The sequence below is a fragment of the Anaerobacillus sp. ABD4_527 genome (genome assembly GCF_056160805.1).
Window position 1 is genome coordinate 613,416 of record NZ_JBSWXZ010000002.1, and the last position, 18,188, is coordinate 631,603.

Genomic DNA, 18,188 nt, shown 5'->3' on the forward strand with positions numbered 1-18,188 from the left:
AAAAGACCTTTCTGGTTAAGAGGTTTGAATCCATAAATATGGAATTAAATAGAAGGAGCATCGTTTCATAGAGTTAAAGGAGGACAATCTCATTCGTAATTATTATGTTGAAAAAGTAGGGCAAGGTGAACCAGCAATCTTCCTCCCTGCCGGTGGTTTTACTGGTAATGAAGGTTTGAATATTGCTGACTATCTAAAAGAAGAATTTGAAACACATTTACTCGATTTGCCGGGATTAGGGAAAAGTGAGGGAATTAGAGATAAAATCACTTCGCTGGAGTTAGCGAATTGGGTAAAAGCATATATGGACCAACAAGGAATAGAAAAAGGTAACGTGATCGGGCATTCGTTAGGTGGAGCCATCTTATTAGCCTTTGCGTATCATTATCCTAATCGAGTAGCGAAACTCGTTCTGCTAGATCAAGGTCACAAACCTTTTCCTAGAATCCCTAAGTCAGAATACGGTCCGTTTGCTTATGCGTTTCCTATTCTAAACTTTGGTGTACAAGTATTTGGAATGTCTTTTCTAAATAAATTAGCACCGCTCTTTCGTCAAGGTAGTGGTGATGAAGTGAACTTTGAAGGAAAAGTAAAGCAATTTTGCGAGAGTGTTCGTATTGAAGAAGATGAATACGTTCGCTTAGCCTTAAAGCACCCAGGCGACTTTTCAGTAAGTGGTCTTAACCTTATGTTCGGATACTATAATCTAAATCTTCCTAACCTGCTTAAAAAGGTAGAGGTGCCGACTTATTTAGTTTACGGTACGTTTGAAGATATGAACGAGAAAGAGTGCAGAAACACCGCTCAATACATACGAAAAATAAAGCAGCATGACCTTCCGATTACCTATCACCCAGTAAAAGGTGGTCATTACGTTCATTGGAATAGAGAATTATCGTTAAGTGAGCTGAGGAACTTTTTAACATCAGCATAAAGAAGAGGGAAGGTACTGAAGAAGGTAAACTCTTTACAACGTTTGGAGGCAGAAATGCTAAAGAAATGGATTAAAATGATATTAAGGGCTACACCGTTAGGAATTGGAATCGCAACGATTAGCTTAGTGATGCAAGGAGCTATCAAAGCAAGCAGTCCGATTACATTCTTATCGATCGGAATGATCTGTTTAGCACTGTTACATTTTGATGATAAAGAATGAAGCGAGCATTAGTAACTTCATATAGAGGAGGTAATCATGGGGGAGCTCATCAGTAAGTACTTACACTGGATTTTACTAGCGATCGTCGGAATTAGTTTTATTACGTTGTTCTTTCCATTTGAAGGTTCTGCATCTCACATTATTGCGTTGATCATGAGCGGAATCGGATTTGTTTTCCTCATTTACGTAACTTACACGATAGAGAAAAATAAAAGAAAAGAGAAAGACAAGGCTGCTGAATAAAGGTATAGACTACGACTCTTCAAGTTTAGGGAGTGAACGGGATGTCTTATCCTCCTTTTCGAAATCGTATTTACGCTTTTTTACTCGATTATTTGATCATCGCTTCATACGGTGTTTTGGTAGTAGGTTCGATTTCCGTTATCTTTCGAGCATATCTCGTTCCCCTCTTTTCAACTTCGCCTGCAATCGCTCAGCTGACAGGATTTTTATTGATGACGTTGCCAGTTTCTCTATATTTTATGTTGTGCGAATGTTCCAACTGGCAAGGAACGGTTGGAAAGCGCAAAATGGGGCTCCGTGTAACGAACAAGAGCGGTGAACGTATTGGAATCGGTCGCTCGATGCTTCGTACGTTTATTAAGTTTCTCCCTTGGGAACTCGCACATTTTGGTATATGGCGAATCATGCTTCCTTCTGACTACAAGGAAGTGACTTTGTATGTGGTTTTAGTCGCAGCGAATCTAGCTATCTTGTTGTATTTACTTCTTCCTTTTACGAATAAGAAAAGGAAGAATCTCTATGACTGGATCGCTGGAACAGAAGTGGTTCGCTGATAAGAATCTAGAATAATAAAGGAGATGACACGATGGATAATGTCTCAACGGTACCATTAACCATGGAGAGAACGTTTGAGGAAAAGGCTGAAACTGTTTATGAAGCATGGGTGAATCCAGACATGATGAGAAAATGGTTATTAACCTTAGAAGGAACGAACAAGCTCGTAGAGAATCATTCTAAGGTTGGAGGCCATTGGGAAATCATCGACCATCGAGAAGGCGTTGATTACCGAGCGGTAGGGGAGTACCTCGAACTCAACGCTCCAAATCAATTGGTCTTTACGTTCAAAATGCCGCAGTTTAGTGAGTTAGAAGACAGAATCACGGTTGAGATTGTTGAAAATGCTAGCGGAGCACAGATGACGTTTACTCAGCTTATTCACGTTGAGCGAGAAGAAAGTTGGACAGACGCTGATATGGAAAAAGCGCTATCTGAGTACCGTGACGCAACCGAACATGGATGGGATTTAATGTTTAGAGGACTAAAGGAATTAGTAGAGACCGGGGATACGAGCTACAAAGGGTAGCGTGTTACATTATTTTGGAAAAGGGAGCGTTTTGAAATGAAAAAAGTATTAGTTGTGATCACAGATGGTTTTGCTGATTGGGAAGCAAGTTACGTCACGCCAGAATTGAATAAGTCAGGTACGGGTTACTACGTTCAAACGATTGCGATCGATAAAGATCCTAAAACATCGATGGGCGGTTTCACTGTTCTCCCTGATTATAGTTTACAAGACTACTCCGTTGCATCAGATTTAGCAATGGTGATCATTCCTGGTGGAACAGGGTGGAGAGAAGAGAAGAATCAAGTGGTAAAAGAGCTCGTTGCAGCGTGCTTTGAGAACGACATTCCTGTTGCAGCAATCTGTGATGCGACTACGTTCCTCGGCATTCATGGCTTTCTCGATCACCATAAGCATACGGGGAATTCATTGCCTTATTTAAAAGAAAGTGCACCTCACTACAAAGGTGATGATAACTACATAGAAAAACAGTCGGTTAGTGACGGAGGTTTGATTACCGCAAACGGAAGTGGGGCAGTCGAATTTTCAAGAGACATTCTACGAACGTTAGGCGTGTTAGAAGGAGACGCGCTTCACGAATGGTATGAGATGTTCAAGAAGGGTTTCTTAAGCGCTTAAGGTAGTATTTGTTAAATAATCCTGATTAATCATAATAATATCTCACAATCGATTATGTCAGTTTGATGAAAGAAGGAACACAATGGAAGTAATATTAACAAGTGTTTTTTCAGGTATCATTATATTTATTACTGTCTTTTTTTTGATGAAGGCATTCATTATCGCTTATAAAAGAAATGAAATATCACTTCAAAAATTCATTGTTTTTTCAGCATCTTCAATTGTAATAGGTATAATATTTGCTTCCGTATTACCCTTTGGTTTTCAAAGACTATTTGATTACATTTAATAGCCACCTCTTATTAAAAGGTCATCCCTATCGAATATATTTCACTTTCTAACCCAATCAACCTTAAAACTTATCATTGCCTAACGAAAAGATAACGGTGTAAGGGGGATCTCATTGGAAAATTCGGTGACAATCAGAAAAGCTCACCAAAGTGACGCTGTTCAACTGATCGAGCATACAAAAAAGGTGTTGAGCGAGAACGCTCACTTTTTAAGTTCTACGTTAGAAGAGTTTACGACAACGGTTGAGGAAGAAGAAGACTGGATCAACGCTCAAGATTCAAACGGTTTAGTGTTAGTTGCGGAAGTAAATAGTGAAATCGTTGGCATGCTTAATTTTCGTCGTTCCACTAGGAAAAAGTTCTGTCATCAAGGAATGTTCGGTATGAGTGTACAAGAACAATTTTGGGATAACGGCATCGGCAGTTCGTTACTAACGGAACTACTGGACTGGGCGAAAGAAAACGAAGTAGAAAAAGTATCTCTCGAAGTATTTTCAAACAATCCGAGAGCCTTTCACTTATACTCTAAGTTTGGGTTTACTGTAGAAGGTAGACGAGTAAGGCAAGGGAAGCTCGGTCCAAACGAGTATGTTGATGATATTTTGATGGGGAAATTTCTATAACGGCAGAAACCCGCTACTCTTTAGAGAAGTAGCGGGTTTGTTTTGGATGATATAGGCTAATTCAATCCAGCCTCCATCCCTGGTCCTAGAATGGTGAGTCGAGATAGGATGAGGGCAATTTCCCGTGGCGACTCATTCATCCCAGATTTCAGCCAGTGCTGAATCACGCCTAAATTGGCGGAACTCACGTATGCGATCAAATAATCAGTAGGTATAGGAGAGTCGCTTAACCGTTGTTCGATGAGCACGGTGAGGTTCTTCTTCATAAGATCTTTCAGCTTCTCCTGAAAAGATGGATCACCTTTTGGTCCTAAGATGGTCTTTAAGAAAGCTGAATGATCAGCTAGGTGTTCGATTAGTTTTAGAATGTGTGGGAGCGGGTCCGTTTGAACTAGCTTTCTGTAGTCATTCTGTGGAGTTGGGAAACCTTCACGCACAATTTGTTCGAAGTCTTTCAGGATTTCATCCTCGCATTTATCCAACAGGTCATATTTATCTTGATAGTGAATATAGAAAGTACCACGATTGATGTCCGCTCTTTCCGTTAAACTGCTTACCGTTAATGCTTCAAATCCCTTTTCTTCCATAAGCTCAGTTAAAGCCTGACGCAGCATCCGCTTTGTACGTAGAATTCGTCGATCGGTCGTATCTCTGTCCATCGGTGCTTCCTCGCTTCCTTTTTAATCAACACTTTCTACAGTTGTGTTAAGTACTGTTCATCCCGACTAGTATTGTGCATTGTAATCACTTGTAAACCAATTATAATATACAGTGTGAACGTTAATCAACACAGTGTTTATTAAATAGATAAGGAGGAAGGATCATGACAGATCGCAAAATGTGGGTTGTTTTACCGGTAATTGTACTGCTTATTTTAACTATTTTTTCGCTGACACTTATCCCATCTGTTAACCAGACACCGAAAAACATACCGGTAGCCGTCGTGAATTTGGATAAAGGGGCGGACATCCCCGAGCAGGGGAAACTGAACGCAGGGAACACGATCGTAGAATCGATGCAAAAGATGCTAGCATCAGCGGAGGAACCGCCAATTCAGTTGGTGGAACTCAGTAGCGTTGAGGAAATGATGAAAGGGTTCGATGACCAAACTTACTATGCTGGATTGGTTATTCCAGAAACCTTTAGCATGAATCAAGGTTCTCTACGGTCACCAAATCCTACTTCGCCTCAGTTAGACGTGTATACCAATGAAGGAATGAATAGGATGGCAACGATGGTCGCACAATCGATGTTGAATCAAGTGGTTACCAACCTGAACGAAAACGTTCGGAAGCAAGTGATCACTGGTTTTGAACAGCAAGGGATGACCCTTTCACCAAGTCAGGCTGAACAGCTCGCAACACCGATTATGAAACAAGACATTCAGGTAAATGAGATTGGTGAAAATAGTGCGAACGGGAATGCGCCTGTTTCACTGTTTCAACCTCTTTGGATGGCCTGTATGGCAGGTGCTGCGCTAACGTTCTTCTTTCTTCAGAAACATTCGCGTAAGCAAACTTTTAAAGCAAGAGGGATTCAGCTAGTGCTAGGTCTTGTTCTCTCACTAACGGCAGGCTTTGGCTTAGCCTGGTTAGCTGAAGTGATGGTCGGTTTATCGATTCCGAACTTTGTAGATACGGCTTTGTTCTTATCGCTCGTCTACTTCAGCTTCTTCGTGATGATCTCTGCAGTGTTATCGTGGATTGGTTTAAAAGGAATAGGAATCTTCGCGCTGTTACTATTCTTTGGAGCGCCACTCTTAACCATTCCAACCGAATTTATGACTTCTTTTTATCATGATTGGATTTATCCTTGGATGCCGATGCGCTTCATGACAGAAGGTTTGAGAGATTTGTTTTACTTTGATAAAGCGTTGGAATGGAATGAACCTACATCTGCGCTTGTTTGGATCGCTGTTGGAAGTCTCGTTGTCCTTTTTTCTTCACGTTTTAAGCGGTCATCTGTCGAGATGAAAGAAGGGGCTTCCGTACAAAAACAAGAATTGGTGTAGGAGGAACTTTTTTTAAGAGGAGTTGGGAGGATGAAAGCAAACGTATTGATCGTAGGAGCGGGGCCAACTGGTCTAGCGATGGCGTTAACCCTTACCAAGCTTGGCGTACCGTTTCGCATCATTGAGAAAAATAAAGGGCCAGGTGAAACATCGCGTGCTTTAGTAACCCAAGCTCGTATCCTCGAACATTATCAGCAACTAGGTGTTTCAGATAAATTCGTGAAAGAAGGAATTCCGCTTACTGCTGTTCACATTAGAAATGGAGGGGAAGACAAAGCGGAGCTGAGACTGAAGGACATAGGGGGCGCGTTAAGCCCGTTCCCCTATGTGCTGAGTCTGCCTCAAGATGTTCATGAAAGATTGCTAGTGAAAGAGTTGGAGAATGCGGGAGTTGAGATCGAGTGGAATACAGAGCTCGTTTCGTTCACAAATCATGAGGACGGTGTTCAAGCGATCCTCAAAAAGGATGAACATGAGGAGTGTCAGTTCGATTATATTTGTGGCTGTGACGGGGCACATAGTACGGTTCGCCACGGGATGGAAACCGATTTTCCAGGTGGGACGTATGACCAGCAGTTTTTTGTTGCAGATGTTGAAGCAGAGAGTGACTCTCTCGTACTAGGTGACATGTATATGAACATGGAAGCGAACGGATTTTTTGTTTTCATGCCGGTGAGGAAAGAAGGAATCATCCGTCTGATTGGAATCGTTCCGGAGGACGTTCGTGCGATCGACTTCTGGGAGATTTACCCGGCCGTTCAGAGAAAGCTTGATCTTACTGTATCTCAAGTAAACTGGTTTTCTACTTATAAAGTTCATCATCGAGTCAGTGAGAAGTTTAGAGAAGGAAGGGTGTTCCTTGCAGGTGATGCCGCTCATATTCATAGCCCAGCAGGAGGGCAAGGGATGAATACGGGGATCGGAGATGCAATTAATCTCGCTTGGAAACTAGCTAGCGTGGTAAAAGGAAAAGCGTCACGTGATCTATTGGAGACGTATGAACAGGAACGCCGTACGTTCGCGAACAGTCTCGTTTCAACGACGGACCGTGCGTTTACAAACATCATAGGTCAGCATCGGAGAGGGAAAGTGCTAAGAACTGTTTTCTTTCCTTATGTTCTACCATTTCTATTGCGATTCCCATCAGTACGTAAAGCGATGTTCAGGACGATCTCGCAAACGCGCATTCACTATCATGAAAGTATGCTGAGTGTAGGCACGATCGGAAAACGTCGAGGGGGCGATCGGCTGCCATGGGTACAAAACCACAATAATTATGAAGCGTTGCGATCGTTTGATTGGCAGATTCATGTTTATGGAACCGTAAAACAACAGGTGAGAGATGAACTATCTTTTGTCCCGATACCTGTGCATGCATATGAGTGGGACTCTTCTGTGGAAGCTGCGGGATTGCAGAAAAGCGTGCTATACCTCGTCCGGCCAGACGGATATATTGGCTATGTGGGTGAGGACGTAGAAGAAATGAAGCGCTATTTGGCTCGGTTTCAAAATGAGGTGTTTTTTAATGATTAATTAAGTAGTTCTCGTGTCCTCCGCTATTATGCTTCGTTATCGTGGTAAACTGTAAAAAAGTAGGTTTATGGAAGGAGAAGATACCTATGTGGAAGCATAGCCGGTTACTTGAACTTCTGAAACTTGAACACCCGATCATACAAGCAGGAATGGCTGGAGGCGTTACGACGCCAGGGCTCGTTTCTACCGTTTCGAATGCAGGAGCACTCGGAACGCTAGGGGCTGGGTATATGACACCAGAGGCGATGAAAGAGGCGATCGAAGAGATTCAGACGTTAACCAACAGGCCGTTCGCTGTGAATGTGTTCGTCCCTGAATACCCGAAAGCTACAGAGCAAGAGATAAAGCATGCAAACGAGCTTTTGAACCCTTTTCGAGACGAACTAGGACTAGCGGAAGAAGCCTTTCCAGAGATTGATGAATCACTTTTTAGAAACCAAATTGAGGTGATCAAGGAGCTGAACGTTCCTATTGTAAGCTTTACGTTTGGGCTACCTGATCAAGAGGTCATTCAAGACCTTAAGGGTGATGGAATCATCTTGATTGGAACAGCGACTTCCGTGGAAGAAGCGATCTTGAATGAGAAATCTGGTATGGATGCTGTCGTCGCGCAGGGTAGTGAAGCTGGCGGTCATCGTGGAACGTTTTTAGCGACGAACGAAGGCGTTGGTACGATGTCACTCATCCCTCAAGTCGCAGATGAAGTGAAGATTCCTGTCATCGCAGCGGGTGGCATTATGGACGGAAGAGGGGTTTGTGCTTCCATGGTTCTTGGAGCAGATGGCGCGCAGCTCGGGACGGCGTTTGTCACTTGTAATGAAAGTGGTGCGAATCCACATCATAAAGAAGCGATTGTACATACGAAAGAAACAGAAACCGTACTGACTTCTTCCTTTAGCGGAAAGCCAGCGAGAGGCATTCGAAACACCTTTATCGATAAAATGGAAGGCCATGAACACGAGTTATTGGCTTATCCCTTACAAAACTCGTTAACAAAAGGTATTCGAAAAGAAGCTGCAAACCAACAAAACCCTGAATTCATGTCTCTCTGGTCGGGGCAAAGTCCTCGATTGAGCCGCCGTGAATCAGCGTCTGAAATTATTGCATCGATCGTTTCTCAAGCGAAGAGAATCAATAGCTGAATGGTGCTTGAAAGGAGATTTTCATGTCTCCAAAAAGGGCACAAAAAAGAAGGGCAATCGCCCTTCTTTTTTATGGATTCGCATTAATGAGCAGTGCAGCTGTCTCTTAGACTGAAGAAATGCCGTCTTCATAAAGGTTCATGGAAAAGAAGATTGTTATTTTTAAGAAAATTTGAAATAATTGGTAGAGACAAATCTTAGTATGTGGGAGGTAAAGGAATGAAAGAAAATTTAACACTTGCGTGGATTGCAACTTGGTTTACATTGGTTGGGCAGCTTGTATTTTTCATTATCGTGGCATCCTTTACAGGAGAATGGCGGTATGTGATGTGGAGCTTTATTGTCAGTATGATGGCCGGCGTGCCATGTTTGATCCAAACGTTAAGAGCTCAGAAAAAGCGAAACATCCTTGAAGTGTGAGCTTCCGTAGCGTAGGTAAGGAGGAAGGATATTGGGGTTTTTTATTGTAACGATCGGCTTGTTAGTCGGAAGCTGGACCCTTTACGTTAAGAAGAGTATGAATCATTATCTTCTCAGTTTCGTAGCGATGGCTTCTGCAGTCATCTTCCATATTGTTGGTTTACTTGTATCAGGGATGATGCACAGCCAAGGAGCGGCGTTCGTCACGGCTTATTGCGCGATCGGTCTACTTCTAAATGGAATCCTGATGTTAGTCGTGACCATTATTAGAAGCATTTTTGGAGGGAGATTCAGTAAGGAGAGAACGGGATGAAGCAACTATTAACGCTGCTCGTGGTGCTCGTTTTAGTAGCATGCACGAATGAGGAGACGACCGGATCAGAGGAGAAGGTTTTAGCAAAAAGCGATTCAACGTTGACGATTAAGTCAGCATCATTAACTGAGCGTGAGCAAAGGATCATCGATCAAATCGGCATCGACTACAAAACGTTTTTTACCGTTGATGGTGAGTTATCGGATGGTGAGCATTTAGTTAGTTCAATCGTCGTTTTTCAAAATGGTGACGGTGGGAAGGAACAGTTCCAAACGTATGGCGACGATCAAACGTTTAAAAAAGCGCTGCATTCCTTTCAACTTCATATGGAAGAAGGCACCGCATTTTACACGATGGGATCACCGACTGGCTACAGTAAAGGTTCGACCGAAATGCCAAAAGATCTTCAAGGTTATGGGTTTGAACAGCTCGAAGGAGACGTCACGCTAAAAAGTGGAGAAACCGTTTATCTCGCTTACGTAAAGGGGTCGAGTGAGAACCACATGGATATCGGAGGGCTTGATGATTATAAAACCCTTCCTGAATCAGTGAAAGATGCAGAGTACGCGGTTGTCGCTCAACTTTACATAACGGATAATCCATAAAACTGGAGAAGGAGAATGTACCGAGTAAGCGAATATAGTTAGGTGAACGCTACGGCAAAACTATTCGGGAGGTTTTTTATGGGTAGAGTCATTCATTTCGAAGTTCATGTTGACGACATGGAACGTGCAAAAATGTTTTATGGAGAAGTGTTTGGATGGACGTTTGAAGACTGGAGCGAATACGCTGGCATGCCTTACTTTGGCGTCGTCACGGGAGATTCGAACGAGCCTGGAATCAACGGCGCGTTGATGCAGCGACAAACGCCTCCTCCAGAAGTGAACAGCGCGATGAACGGGTATGCATGTACGATGGGCTCAGAAGACATCGATGCAACGGAAAAGGTCATTCTAGCGAATGGCGGAAGAGTCGCTCTAGCAAAATACGCGCTCCCAGGCATGGCTTGGCAGGCCTATTACATGGATACTGAAGGGAATATTTTCGGTGTTCATCAACCGGATGAGAACGCAAAATAAATGATAGAAGAAAAAACCCTGTGAGAAGGGTTTTTTCGTTGGATAAGAAAGGAGGAGTTCAAGTATGAACGTACATATTGGAGATATTCTTTTTCAACTCTTTGCATTTGTCATGTTGCTATCCATTCCTACTCTTATGATCGTGCTACTTTTTATGTTAAAGGGTAGGAGGTCTCGTCTCGATCGCCTAGAGCAGAAGGTCGACCAGCTGCTTTCTCAGAAAGAGGAGAGGTGAGGGCAACCGGCTAACCTCTACCTACAAACAGATTACTTTCTTTCCAATAATGAATCTGTAATAATAAAAATTGCATTAATGGAAGGAGAGGAAACCATTGAGTAAAACAACAAGTTCATTGAAACCACTATTCGAATCATTTACAAGTGAAAACTTAAATTTAGAAAACCGCACGGTGATGGCACCGATGACGCGCGGCTTTTCTCCTGGTAACGTACCTGGAGAGGATGTTGCAGCGTATTATCGTAGACGTGCGGAAAACGGTGTTGGTCTTATCGTGACAGAAGGAACTGGAATCAATCATCCTGCATCTGTTTCTGGCGCGAGTATCCCTGTCTTTCACGGAGAAAAGGCACTAAGCGGTTGGGAAAATGTTGTGAAAGAAGTACACGAAGCAGGTGGAAAAATCGTGCCACAGCTTTGGCATGTTGGAATGACACGTAAAGCAGGCGACCTTCCAAATGAGGAAGCACAGCCAGTTGGCCCATCTGGTCTTGATCTGTCAGGAGAAAAGGTGAACGAACCACTGACTGAAAAAGAAGTAGAAGAACTAGTAGAAGCGTATGCGCAAGCCGCAGCTGACGCGAAGCGTATTGGCTTTGACGGCATTGAACTTCACGGCGCACATGGTTACTTGATCGACCAATTCTTCTGGGAAAGAACAAACAAGCGTACTGACCGTTACGGCGGTGACCTTGTTGGTAGAACGCGATTCGCAGCTGAGATCATCGAAGCGTGTCGACGTGCAGTTGGACCGGACTTCCCGATCATTTTCCGTTTCTCACAATGGAAGATGTTCAACTTCGATGCGAAGTTAGCGGAAACACCAGAAGAACTAGAGCGTTTCTTACAGCCGCTCGTTGAAGCTGGCGTAGATATCTTCCACTGCTCAACGCGTCGTTTCTGGGAGCCAGAGTTCGAAGGATCTGATCTGAACCTTGCTGGATGGACGAAGAAGCTAACAGGTAAGCCTGTTATTTCCGTTGGTTCTGTTGGACTTGACGGTGAGTTCACGAGCTTTGAAGGTGCAAACACGACGAGCCTTGATGGCCTTGTAGACCGATTAGATCAAGGTGAATTCGACCTGGTCGCAATCGGACGTTCTCTATTGATGGACCCTGAGTGGGTGAAGAAAGTTCGTGATGGAAGAGCGGATGATCTACTTCCATTCGATAAGGAAGCATTAAAGAAATTAACGTAAATGTAAGGAAGCCGATCGTGCACGCCACGATCGGCTTTTTATTATAGAACAACGACGCCAGCGATGATGACGGCAATCGATAGAAACTTTCGTTTGTTTGCTTTTTCATTAAAAAGCAGGATGCCAGCAAGCGTGGTACCAGCGATGGATACACCTGACCAAACGGCGTAGGCGATGCCAACATCGATCGTTTGAACAGCGAGTGTGAGAAAATAGATACAAAAGCCGAACAGTAGGAACGACATCACGCTTGGAATGCGCTTTTTAAATCCTTTCGACAGTTTGACGCTTATACTTCCTAACACCGAGCAGATAAGTGAGATGGTCAAAAACATCATGACGGTTGTCCTCCTCTTTCAGCATGTTTACCTGGTGTGTTCAACCCAACGATGCCGATCACGATGAGTTTGATGCCGATTAGTTTCGTAATGGTTGTTGCTTCGTCAAAGAGTGCGATTCCGATGACGGCGATCGTAACCGTCCCGCCACCTGACCAGAGTGCATTGATGATACCGAGTTCGTGGTCTCTAGTTAGAATGATATAGAATGTGAGCGCTAAGGCATAGCTCAGAAAAACGATGCCACTATAACCCGCGTTCGTAAATCCGTCTGCAAATTTCATAAACGTTGCGCCGATCACTTCAAACAGTATCGCAACAATGAGTAGAACGGAATGTTTCATAATGAAGTCTCCTTTTGAATGCGTTAGTTTCTTATTTCTAGAATAACGGGTGTGAGTAGAAGTGTGGTAATACATAAAAAGCATTAAATGATAACTTAAGGTTATGATAAAGTGTTAAGAAGAGTGATGGTAAAGAATAGTTGTTACGTTTAAATAATATGAAGTTATGGAGGCGGCTGGCATGCTACTGCATAAGCTGAAGTATTTTATTGAGATTGCAGAGAAAAGAAGTTTTACAAAGGCGGCCGAAGCGTGCTTTGTTTCGCAGCCTGCGCTTAGTAAACAGATGAAACTCCTTGAGGAGGAGCTCGGTTTTGCGCTGTTTAATCGTTCGGTCAGAGGGGTGGAGCTAACGAGAAAAGGAAGGTCACTCTACGATGACCTATCTCCATTGTTTTCAAAAATCGACCAAACGGTCCATCACTATAAGCAGTTTGATCATATCAGGTTTGGTTCTACGCCACTGTTAAGTTCGTACTTTTTACCGAGTTATTATGAAAAGCTACAGTATACGAACCTGAACGTGACTGTTGTCCAGAATGACAGTCGGGATCTCGTTCCATTATTAAAAGCGCACGACATCGACGCTGCAATCGTTCAAGATACGCCTTCGATCGAAGGGATCTATTCAACGTTATTGTTTCAAGAACCATTTGTCGCAGCGATTCCGGTTTCTTACGCACTGTCCACAAGAAAAGAGGTAACGATGGAGGAGTGCTTTGCTTATAAGCAGATTCTTCCCCCAGAGGGGAGCCTTTCAGATCAAGTTACGAACATGATGCAGGAAAAGGGCATTGGAGTAGACGTGCTTGAAACCCACTACCTCGGCATGGTTGGACTTGTATCGATCGGGATCGGAATCGCTTATCTTCCAAAGATGATGGCGGATGCGATCGAACATAAAGGCGTTACGTTCGTACCTATAAAAAACGGCGTGTTAGAAAGGAAAATGTACCTTCATACAGTTTCACCTTCTATCTTAAAGCTTTTATCAGATACGATGCGCTAGAAAAAAGCTCCTCTCATGATGTTGAGAGGAGCTTATTGTAGATCCTGCGTTCCATATCCATCGACATCAACCTTAACGTCTACAGAAATGGGGACGTCTCTAAACGTCTCGTTCCAGTTCTTTTTATGAGACTCGTAGAAGGCAGGTTCTTTGATCCTTACCCATTTAGATATACCAAGAAAATCTAACTCATATTCGTTTTGAGCTGGATCAATAACTTTTTGTATGGACCTTTTAATGTGGTTCTGTGCATCCGTTGTTATCTTATCATCCCAACCTGGTTTAAACACATCTCTTTCAATGTTCCAATCTTCTCCTAGACGGACAGTCGCCTTAACTGAAACTTCTACTTCTAGCTTTCCGCCTTGTACCTTCGGATTGATTTCTGTACCTGCTGTAATAATTTCGAGTACAACATGGTCTTCCGAATGCTTTTCTTCTTGACCCGTTAAGGACACTAAACCACCTTTTACGGTGTCGGTAAGCCACTTGAGACCCTCCACTTGCTCACGGTTTAGCCAACCCGCAAGTTTGTAATCTTCATCTGAAATGACGGCTGCTCCTGATAAGCGAATACGGTTCTGGTTGATTTCAATTTCGGGGATAACGAAGCTCACATCTTCTGAAATATTACTGGAAAGTTCGCTGAACTTTGTGTTTTCTAAAATCTCCAAACTTTTATCATTATTTTGTGTAAGCTCCTTGATTTGGACCGCAGGGAACATTTCCTTTGTCGGCTCAACGCTCATGATTTCTTCCACTTTTTCTTTCGTCACAAATACGGCGACTGTTCTTCGGAATTCATGATCGCGTAAAAAGAAGCTGATTAGTTTTCGAACAGATTCTTGTTCAATAAGTCTATTCGAAAGAACAAGTGACTTTAAATGTGTAAAGTTTGGTGGACGATCGGTTTCAAGAGAATTTTCTCTTATGATTTCAAAAAACGATTCTCCTTCAAGTGTGAGGTTTTGAAATGGTTTCCCAGATGCCTGACTCCCTTGGGATGCTTGGATGTTATTTGGAACGACATATTGATGTGTCATTGAAAATTTTTCATCTTCACCAAAGTCAAGACCAACCCCAATAATTAAGCCAACATCTTCAATTTCGTTACTGTCCCAGCAGGCAGAAAGAAAGATTACACAAGCAATGGTAACCATTATCTTTCTTATCATCGTAAAGACCTCCTAAAGTATGAAATGAGTAAGAGGATGAAAGGAATACCCACAAGTGATGCATAGGACAAATAGTTGATGTATGTTCCATATGAAAATAGCTCGGTTATTCCATCTGGGAAAATAGACAAAATTATGATAATCAAACCAATCAGGATGTTTAGGTAAATGTTCTTTTTGCAACGTAACGTTTTACATACACCTAATAAAGCAGCGTAGTAGTAGGCGACGACAGTCGTGAAGATGGTGATAATCCATCCGAATAGAAACAATAGCTCGAAGCGTTCAAAAAAGAACCCTTGAAATTCGATCGACTTTGCCATCTCGATGGTTGGAAACGTGGTCACCTTCAGTTCTTCGAGGCTCAAAATCCCAATGTTCAAAATAAAAAAGAGTACGTAGATCGTACATACAGTACCAAGGCTTACTAACAAGATCGTCGACATCGATTTCCAACCCGATATTGACTTACGATTTGAGAGAACCATGATCAGTTCATATCCAACAAAAGAGAAGAATGTCGTTTTTGCACCTATGATGAGAGGAACAATGTCATTTACGAAAACTGGACGTAAGTTGGTAACTTCAATGTTACGGACACTAAGGATGGTCAATAACAGGAACATCAGCAGGATGATAGGAAAATAAAGTTGCAAAAAAGCCATAATATTCGTGATTCCAGTTGAAACAAGGTAGACACATGAAACGATTAGAACGAAAATGACGACTATTCTAGGTGTTAAGTCAAGTAGATAATAATTCACGATCTCAGCCATCATTCTCATAATAAAAGCGGAAATGCAGATCGTGTACAAAACGAATATGATGTTGAATACACTTCCGAGAAGTCTTCCTACGACGTTTGGTGCAATATCATAGATTGTCTGTTCAGGGTAGCGCTTGATGACAGAATAAATTAAAAGCCCATTCAGAAAAGCAATCGCAGCACCTAGTACAACACTGACCCACATATTCGGTTGGTCGATAACATTAGCAGCTTCACGTGGTAACGTTACGATTCCGACACCGATGATGGTCGAGATGATGAATACAATGATGGGGAAGTTCGACAGTTGTTTGTCATTCATGTAGCTTCCCGTCCTTTTTACCTAGTCTGAAAAATAAGCGGATAACTGAGTCTTTGAGTTGTCTGAAACGAATTGGTGCATAAGGTTCCATGTATGGAACGTTAAAGCTTCTGAGTGAAACGAGATGTGTAGAGAGAATAAACAGCGCGATTAGGATTCCATAGATGCCGAGTATCGCGGCAAAAAACAACAGGAAAAACCGAATCGATCGAAGTGCAAGACTCAGCTGATAATTCGGTACAGTGAATGAACAGATTGCTGTAAATGAAATCACCATCACCATCATCGGACTTACGATTCCTGCACTAACAGCCGTTTCACCAATAACGATTGCTCCGACGATACTCACAGTCGAGCCAATTGGCTTTGGAAGGCGTATACCAGCTTCTCGTAAAATTTCGATCGTAATTTCCATCAAAAACGCTTCGATGACCGATGGAAACGGCACGCCCTCTCTTGTTTTTGATAAAGAAATGGCGAGGTCAGTTGGAATGAGGCCGTGATGAAAGGAAATGAGCGAAATATATACAGCAGGCAAGACGAACGAAATGATTGCAGCAAAGTAAGTAAGAATTCGTGTAAGAGAAGCCGGAATCCATTTGAAATAATAGTCATCAGGCGACTGAAGCAGCATGTTTAGTGTGGTCGGTGCTATGAGTGCTGTAGGCGAACCATCTGTCAAAATGGTGATTTTCCCTTCCATCAAAGCGTTTGTTACTTTGAGAGGGAACTGCGTATTCGTTAATTCTGGGAATGCTGAGAACTTGTTTTTCCCAATCGCTTGCTCGAGCAATCCAGCGTCTCCTATATATTCTGCCTCAACAGATTGAATTCGCTCTCTAGCTTCTGTTATTAACTCTTCCGATGCTTTTCCTTTTACATAAACCAATTCAACATACGTTTTGACTTCCGATCCGACAGAAAAACGTTCAAAAACCAAATCGTTCGAATGCAGGTGCATCCGAATCAGTGATTTGTTATCTTGAATCGATTCAACGAACCCATCACGTGGTCCACTGATTGTTGGTTCATTAACTGGTTCATTCGTTTTACGTTTTACAAAATTACACGTTTCAATCGCATAGACGACTTCTGTTTCTCCTTTTGCTATGATGATCGTAAAGCCATCCATCAAGTATGTGTTGATCTTATCGTAGTTTTTTACAACCTCCATCGATTCTACTGGTAATTTGCCAGTGATCGAAAATGGAGAAATGGGTTCATTTTCTTGTGCTAGAAATAGAAGTGGCGCAATGATCAGTTTTTGAATCGTTTTTCGATTGGTGATATCCGCGATAAACAAAATCGTGATGTCGATATCTGGCACTTCAAAAGACTTGCAGTGGAGATCACTGCTATGATGGAAATCGTCCATGATTCGTTCTTTTATGCTTTTGCTTTCTTTTGAAGAATCTTGTTGTTTGATTGAATGTCGTCTTATTTTCATGTCAGAATCACTCCGAACATAAGCTATCTGTTAGTATTCACAGACTAAGGTATTCTATCCAATGTAGCTTCGCGTTTTTGTTTGTAGAAAGAATTAATGAGGGAGAGATCGTTCAGTGAGGTTATTTCATGTTAGCGAAGAAATTGACATAGAAGTGTTTGAACCAAGAATTCCAACACGTAAGGATCTTGATCAAACAAAGGGGCTCGTGTGGGCGGTTGAAGTGAGGTGCTTACCGAATTTCTTAACACCGCGAGATTGCCCCAGGGTTTGCTATCACGTCGGAAGGGAGACGACCGACCACGATAAACAGCAATACCTTTCACCACAGCAGCATCAGCATGTCGTTGTCATCGAACAGGAGTGGCTAGAAGCTATGATGAACACTACGTTAGTTTTGTATGAATTTGACCCAACGTCTTTTCAAAGTTTCGATGAGAACGCTGGGTACTACATCAGTGAGGAAGCGCAAATACCGATTGCTAAACACAAGATCGATGATTTGTTTCAAGAACTGTTTTCGTACGGCGTTGAACTTCGGATCACCCATGATTTATGGGAGATGCATGATGCGATTCAACAAACGACGTTTCATTGGTCGATGTGCAGGATGAGGAACGCAAAGCCGAGGGGATAAGGCGGTTGTTGCGTTACGTTTGTTTGCATTAAGGATAGAGAGTAACAGGTTAAGGTACTAGACCATGCTAGCATGTTTAGTGGTAACAAAGCTTTTTACCTGAAACTAAGAATTTTTTGCCTATTAGAGGTGGAATTCTTTATAAATATGTGACGAACCACGCAAAATCCGACAAAAAAAGCACATTTGTCGCGTTTGGTTA

At 42.5% G+C, this 18,188-nt stretch carries 24 protein-coding genes; 18 read left to right on the forward strand and 6 right to left on the reverse strand.

All coding sequences use genetic code 11. The features are described 5' to 3' along the window. Positions 1 to 136: 136 nt before the first annotated feature. From ACXAHI_RS15295 to ACXAHI_RS15325, 7 genes are all read left to right on the forward strand, one after another. Complete coding sequence (locus ACXAHI_RS15295) at positions 137 to 934, forward strand: alpha/beta fold hydrolase (RefSeq protein ID WP_474849900.1); 798 nt, start codon at positions 137 to 139, stop codon at positions 932 to 934. Between the two features lie 54 nt (positions 935 to 988). Continuing rightward, the gene (locus ACXAHI_RS15300) at positions 989 to 1,156 is read left to right on the forward strand and encodes a hypothetical protein (protein WP_474849276.1); all 168 of its coding nucleotides are present in this window, start codon (positions 989 to 991) and stop codon (positions 1,154 to 1,156) included. A 36-nt stretch (positions 1,157 to 1,192) separates the two neighbouring features. After that, positions 1,193 to 1,399 (forward strand): hypothetical protein, encoded by a 207-nt coding sequence (locus ACXAHI_RS15305; RefSeq protein WP_474849278.1) that lies wholly within the window; start codon positions 1,193 to 1,195, stop codon positions 1,397 to 1,399. 41 nt (positions 1,400 to 1,440) lie between these two features. Then, positions 1,441 to 1,953, forward strand: coding sequence for an RDD family protein (locus ACXAHI_RS15310; RefSeq protein ID WP_474849280.1), 513 nt, complete (start codon positions 1,441 to 1,443; stop codon positions 1,951 to 1,953). Positions 1,954 to 1,985: 32 nt separating this feature from the next. After that, positions 1,986 to 2,483: an SRPBCC family protein gene (locus ACXAHI_RS15315; RefSeq protein WP_474849282.1), complete on the forward strand. Its 498-nt coding sequence runs from the start codon at positions 1,986 to 1,988 to the stop codon at positions 2,481 to 2,483. A 36-nt stretch (positions 2,484 to 2,519) separates the two neighbouring features. Then, positions 2,520 to 3,101: a type 1 glutamine amidotransferase family protein gene (locus tag ACXAHI_RS15320; RefSeq protein ID WP_474849284.1), complete on the forward strand. Its 582-nt coding sequence runs from the start codon at positions 2,520 to 2,522 to the stop codon at positions 3,099 to 3,101. Between the two features lie 403 nt (positions 3,102 to 3,504). Continuing rightward, positions 3,505 to 4,014, forward strand: a complete 510-nt coding sequence (locus ACXAHI_RS15325; protein WP_474849286.1) for an N-acetyltransferase family protein — start codon at positions 3,505 to 3,507, stop codon at positions 4,012 to 4,014. A gap of 56 nt (positions 4,015 to 4,070) precedes the next feature. Here ACXAHI_RS15325 and ACXAHI_RS15330 read toward each other — a convergent pair whose 3' ends face one another. Then, positions 4,071 to 4,673, reverse strand: coding sequence for a TetR/AcrR family transcriptional regulator (locus ACXAHI_RS15330; protein WP_474849288.1), 603 nt, complete (start codon positions 4,671 to 4,673; stop codon positions 4,071 to 4,073). 164 nt (positions 4,674 to 4,837) lie between these two features. On the opposite strand from ACXAHI_RS15330, the gene ACXAHI_RS15335 reads away from it, so the two are divergent. The 9 genes from ACXAHI_RS15335 to ACXAHI_RS15375 all read left to right on the forward strand — a co-directional run bounded on the left by ACXAHI_RS15335 (position 4,838) and on the right by ACXAHI_RS15375 (position 11,948). Further along, a complete protein-coding gene (locus ACXAHI_RS15335) occupies positions 4,838 to 6,025 on the forward strand; it encodes a YhgE/Pip domain-containing protein (protein WP_474849290.1) in 1,188 nt (395 codons plus the stop codon). A 30-nt stretch (positions 6,026 to 6,055) separates the two neighbouring features. Continuing rightward, positions 6,056 to 7,558 (forward strand): FAD-dependent monooxygenase, encoded by a 1,503-nt coding sequence (locus ACXAHI_RS15340; RefSeq protein ID WP_474849292.1) that lies wholly within the window; start codon positions 6,056 to 6,058, stop codon positions 7,556 to 7,558. Positions 7,559 to 7,644: 86 nt separating this feature from the next. Then, the gene (locus tag ACXAHI_RS15345; RefSeq protein ID WP_474849294.1) at positions 7,645 to 8,700 is read left to right on the forward strand and encodes an NAD(P)H-dependent flavin oxidoreductase; all 1,056 of its coding nucleotides are present in this window, start codon (positions 7,645 to 7,647) and stop codon (positions 8,698 to 8,700) included. 219 nt (positions 8,701 to 8,919) lie between these two features. Continuing rightward, on the forward strand, positions 8,920 to 9,120 hold the full coding sequence (locus ACXAHI_RS15350) for a hypothetical protein (protein ID WP_474849296.1): 201 nt from the start codon (positions 8,920 to 8,922) through the stop codon (positions 9,118 to 9,120). 31 nt (positions 9,121 to 9,151) lie between these two features. Continuing rightward, on the forward strand, positions 9,152 to 9,433 hold the full coding sequence (locus ACXAHI_RS15355; RefSeq protein WP_474849298.1) for a hypothetical protein: 282 nt from the start codon (positions 9,152 to 9,154) through the stop codon (positions 9,431 to 9,433). Then, on the forward strand, positions 9,430 to 10,038 hold the full coding sequence (locus tag ACXAHI_RS15360; RefSeq protein ID WP_474849300.1) for a hypothetical protein: 609 nt from the start codon (positions 9,430 to 9,432) through the stop codon (positions 10,036 to 10,038). Before ACXAHI_RS15355 ends, ACXAHI_RS15360 begins: the two co-directional genes overlap by 4 nt. A 78-nt stretch (positions 10,039 to 10,116) precedes the next feature. Continuing rightward, positions 10,117 to 10,512, forward strand: a complete 396-nt coding sequence (locus ACXAHI_RS15365) for a VOC family protein (RefSeq protein ID WP_474849302.1) — start codon at positions 10,117 to 10,119, stop codon at positions 10,510 to 10,512. A gap of 64 nt (positions 10,513 to 10,576) precedes the next feature. After that, complete coding sequence (locus ACXAHI_RS15370; protein WP_270181250.1) at positions 10,577 to 10,747, forward strand: hypothetical protein; 171 nt, start codon at positions 10,577 to 10,579, stop codon at positions 10,745 to 10,747. Positions 10,748 to 10,844: 97 nt separating this feature from the next. Further along, positions 10,845 to 11,948: an NADH:flavin oxidoreductase gene (locus ACXAHI_RS15375; RefSeq protein WP_474849304.1), complete on the forward strand. Its 1,104-nt coding sequence runs from the start codon at positions 10,845 to 10,847 to the stop codon at positions 11,946 to 11,948. A gap of 41 nt (positions 11,949 to 11,989) precedes the next feature. Here ACXAHI_RS15375 and ACXAHI_RS15380 read toward each other — a convergent pair whose 3' ends face one another. Beyond that, on the reverse strand, positions 11,990 to 12,286 hold the full coding sequence (locus ACXAHI_RS15380) for a DMT family transporter (RefSeq protein WP_474849306.1): 297 nt from the start codon (positions 12,284 to 12,286) through the stop codon (positions 11,990 to 11,992). Continuing rightward, positions 12,283 to 12,630, reverse strand: a complete 348-nt coding sequence (locus ACXAHI_RS15385; RefSeq protein WP_474849308.1) for a DMT family transporter — start codon at positions 12,628 to 12,630, stop codon at positions 12,283 to 12,285. The genes ACXAHI_RS15380 and ACXAHI_RS15385 overlap by 4 nt, the downstream gene beginning before the upstream one ends. A gap of 181 nt (positions 12,631 to 12,811) precedes the next feature. Here ACXAHI_RS15385 and ACXAHI_RS15390 point away from each other — a divergent pair, with 181 nt between their 5' ends. Next, positions 12,812 to 13,639, forward strand: a complete 828-nt coding sequence (locus ACXAHI_RS15390) for a LysR family transcriptional regulator (RefSeq protein WP_474849310.1) — start codon at positions 12,812 to 12,814, stop codon at positions 13,637 to 13,639. Positions 13,640 to 13,671: 32 nt separating this feature from the next. Here the strand turns inward: ACXAHI_RS15390 and ACXAHI_RS15395 are convergent, their stop codons facing one another. From ACXAHI_RS15395 to ACXAHI_RS15405, 3 genes are read right to left on the reverse strand one after another with little or no spacing between them, the layout of a single operon-like run. Then, positions 13,672 to 14,814 (reverse strand): Ger(x)C family spore germination protein, encoded by a 1,143-nt coding sequence (locus tag ACXAHI_RS15395; protein ID WP_474849312.1) that lies wholly within the window; start codon positions 14,812 to 14,814, stop codon positions 13,672 to 13,674. Continuing rightward, positions 14,811 to 15,902, reverse strand: coding sequence for a GerAB/ArcD/ProY family transporter (locus ACXAHI_RS15400; protein ID WP_474849314.1), 1,092 nt, complete (start codon positions 15,900 to 15,902; stop codon positions 14,811 to 14,813). Before ACXAHI_RS15400 ends, ACXAHI_RS15395 begins: the two co-directional genes overlap by 4 nt. After that, the gene (locus tag ACXAHI_RS15405) at positions 15,895 to 17,349 is read right to left on the reverse strand and encodes a spore germination protein (RefSeq protein WP_474849316.1); all 1,455 of its coding nucleotides are present in this window, start codon (positions 17,347 to 17,349) and stop codon (positions 15,895 to 15,897) included. The genes ACXAHI_RS15400 and ACXAHI_RS15405 overlap by 8 nt, the downstream gene beginning before the upstream one ends. Positions 17,350 to 17,464: 115 nt before the next feature. Between ACXAHI_RS15405 and ACXAHI_RS15410 the strand changes: the two genes are divergently transcribed. Then, positions 17,465 to 17,986, forward strand: a complete 522-nt coding sequence (locus tag ACXAHI_RS15410; RefSeq protein WP_474849318.1) for a DUF6886 family protein — start codon at positions 17,465 to 17,467, stop codon at positions 17,984 to 17,986. Positions 17,987 to 18,188 lie beyond the last annotated feature (202 nt).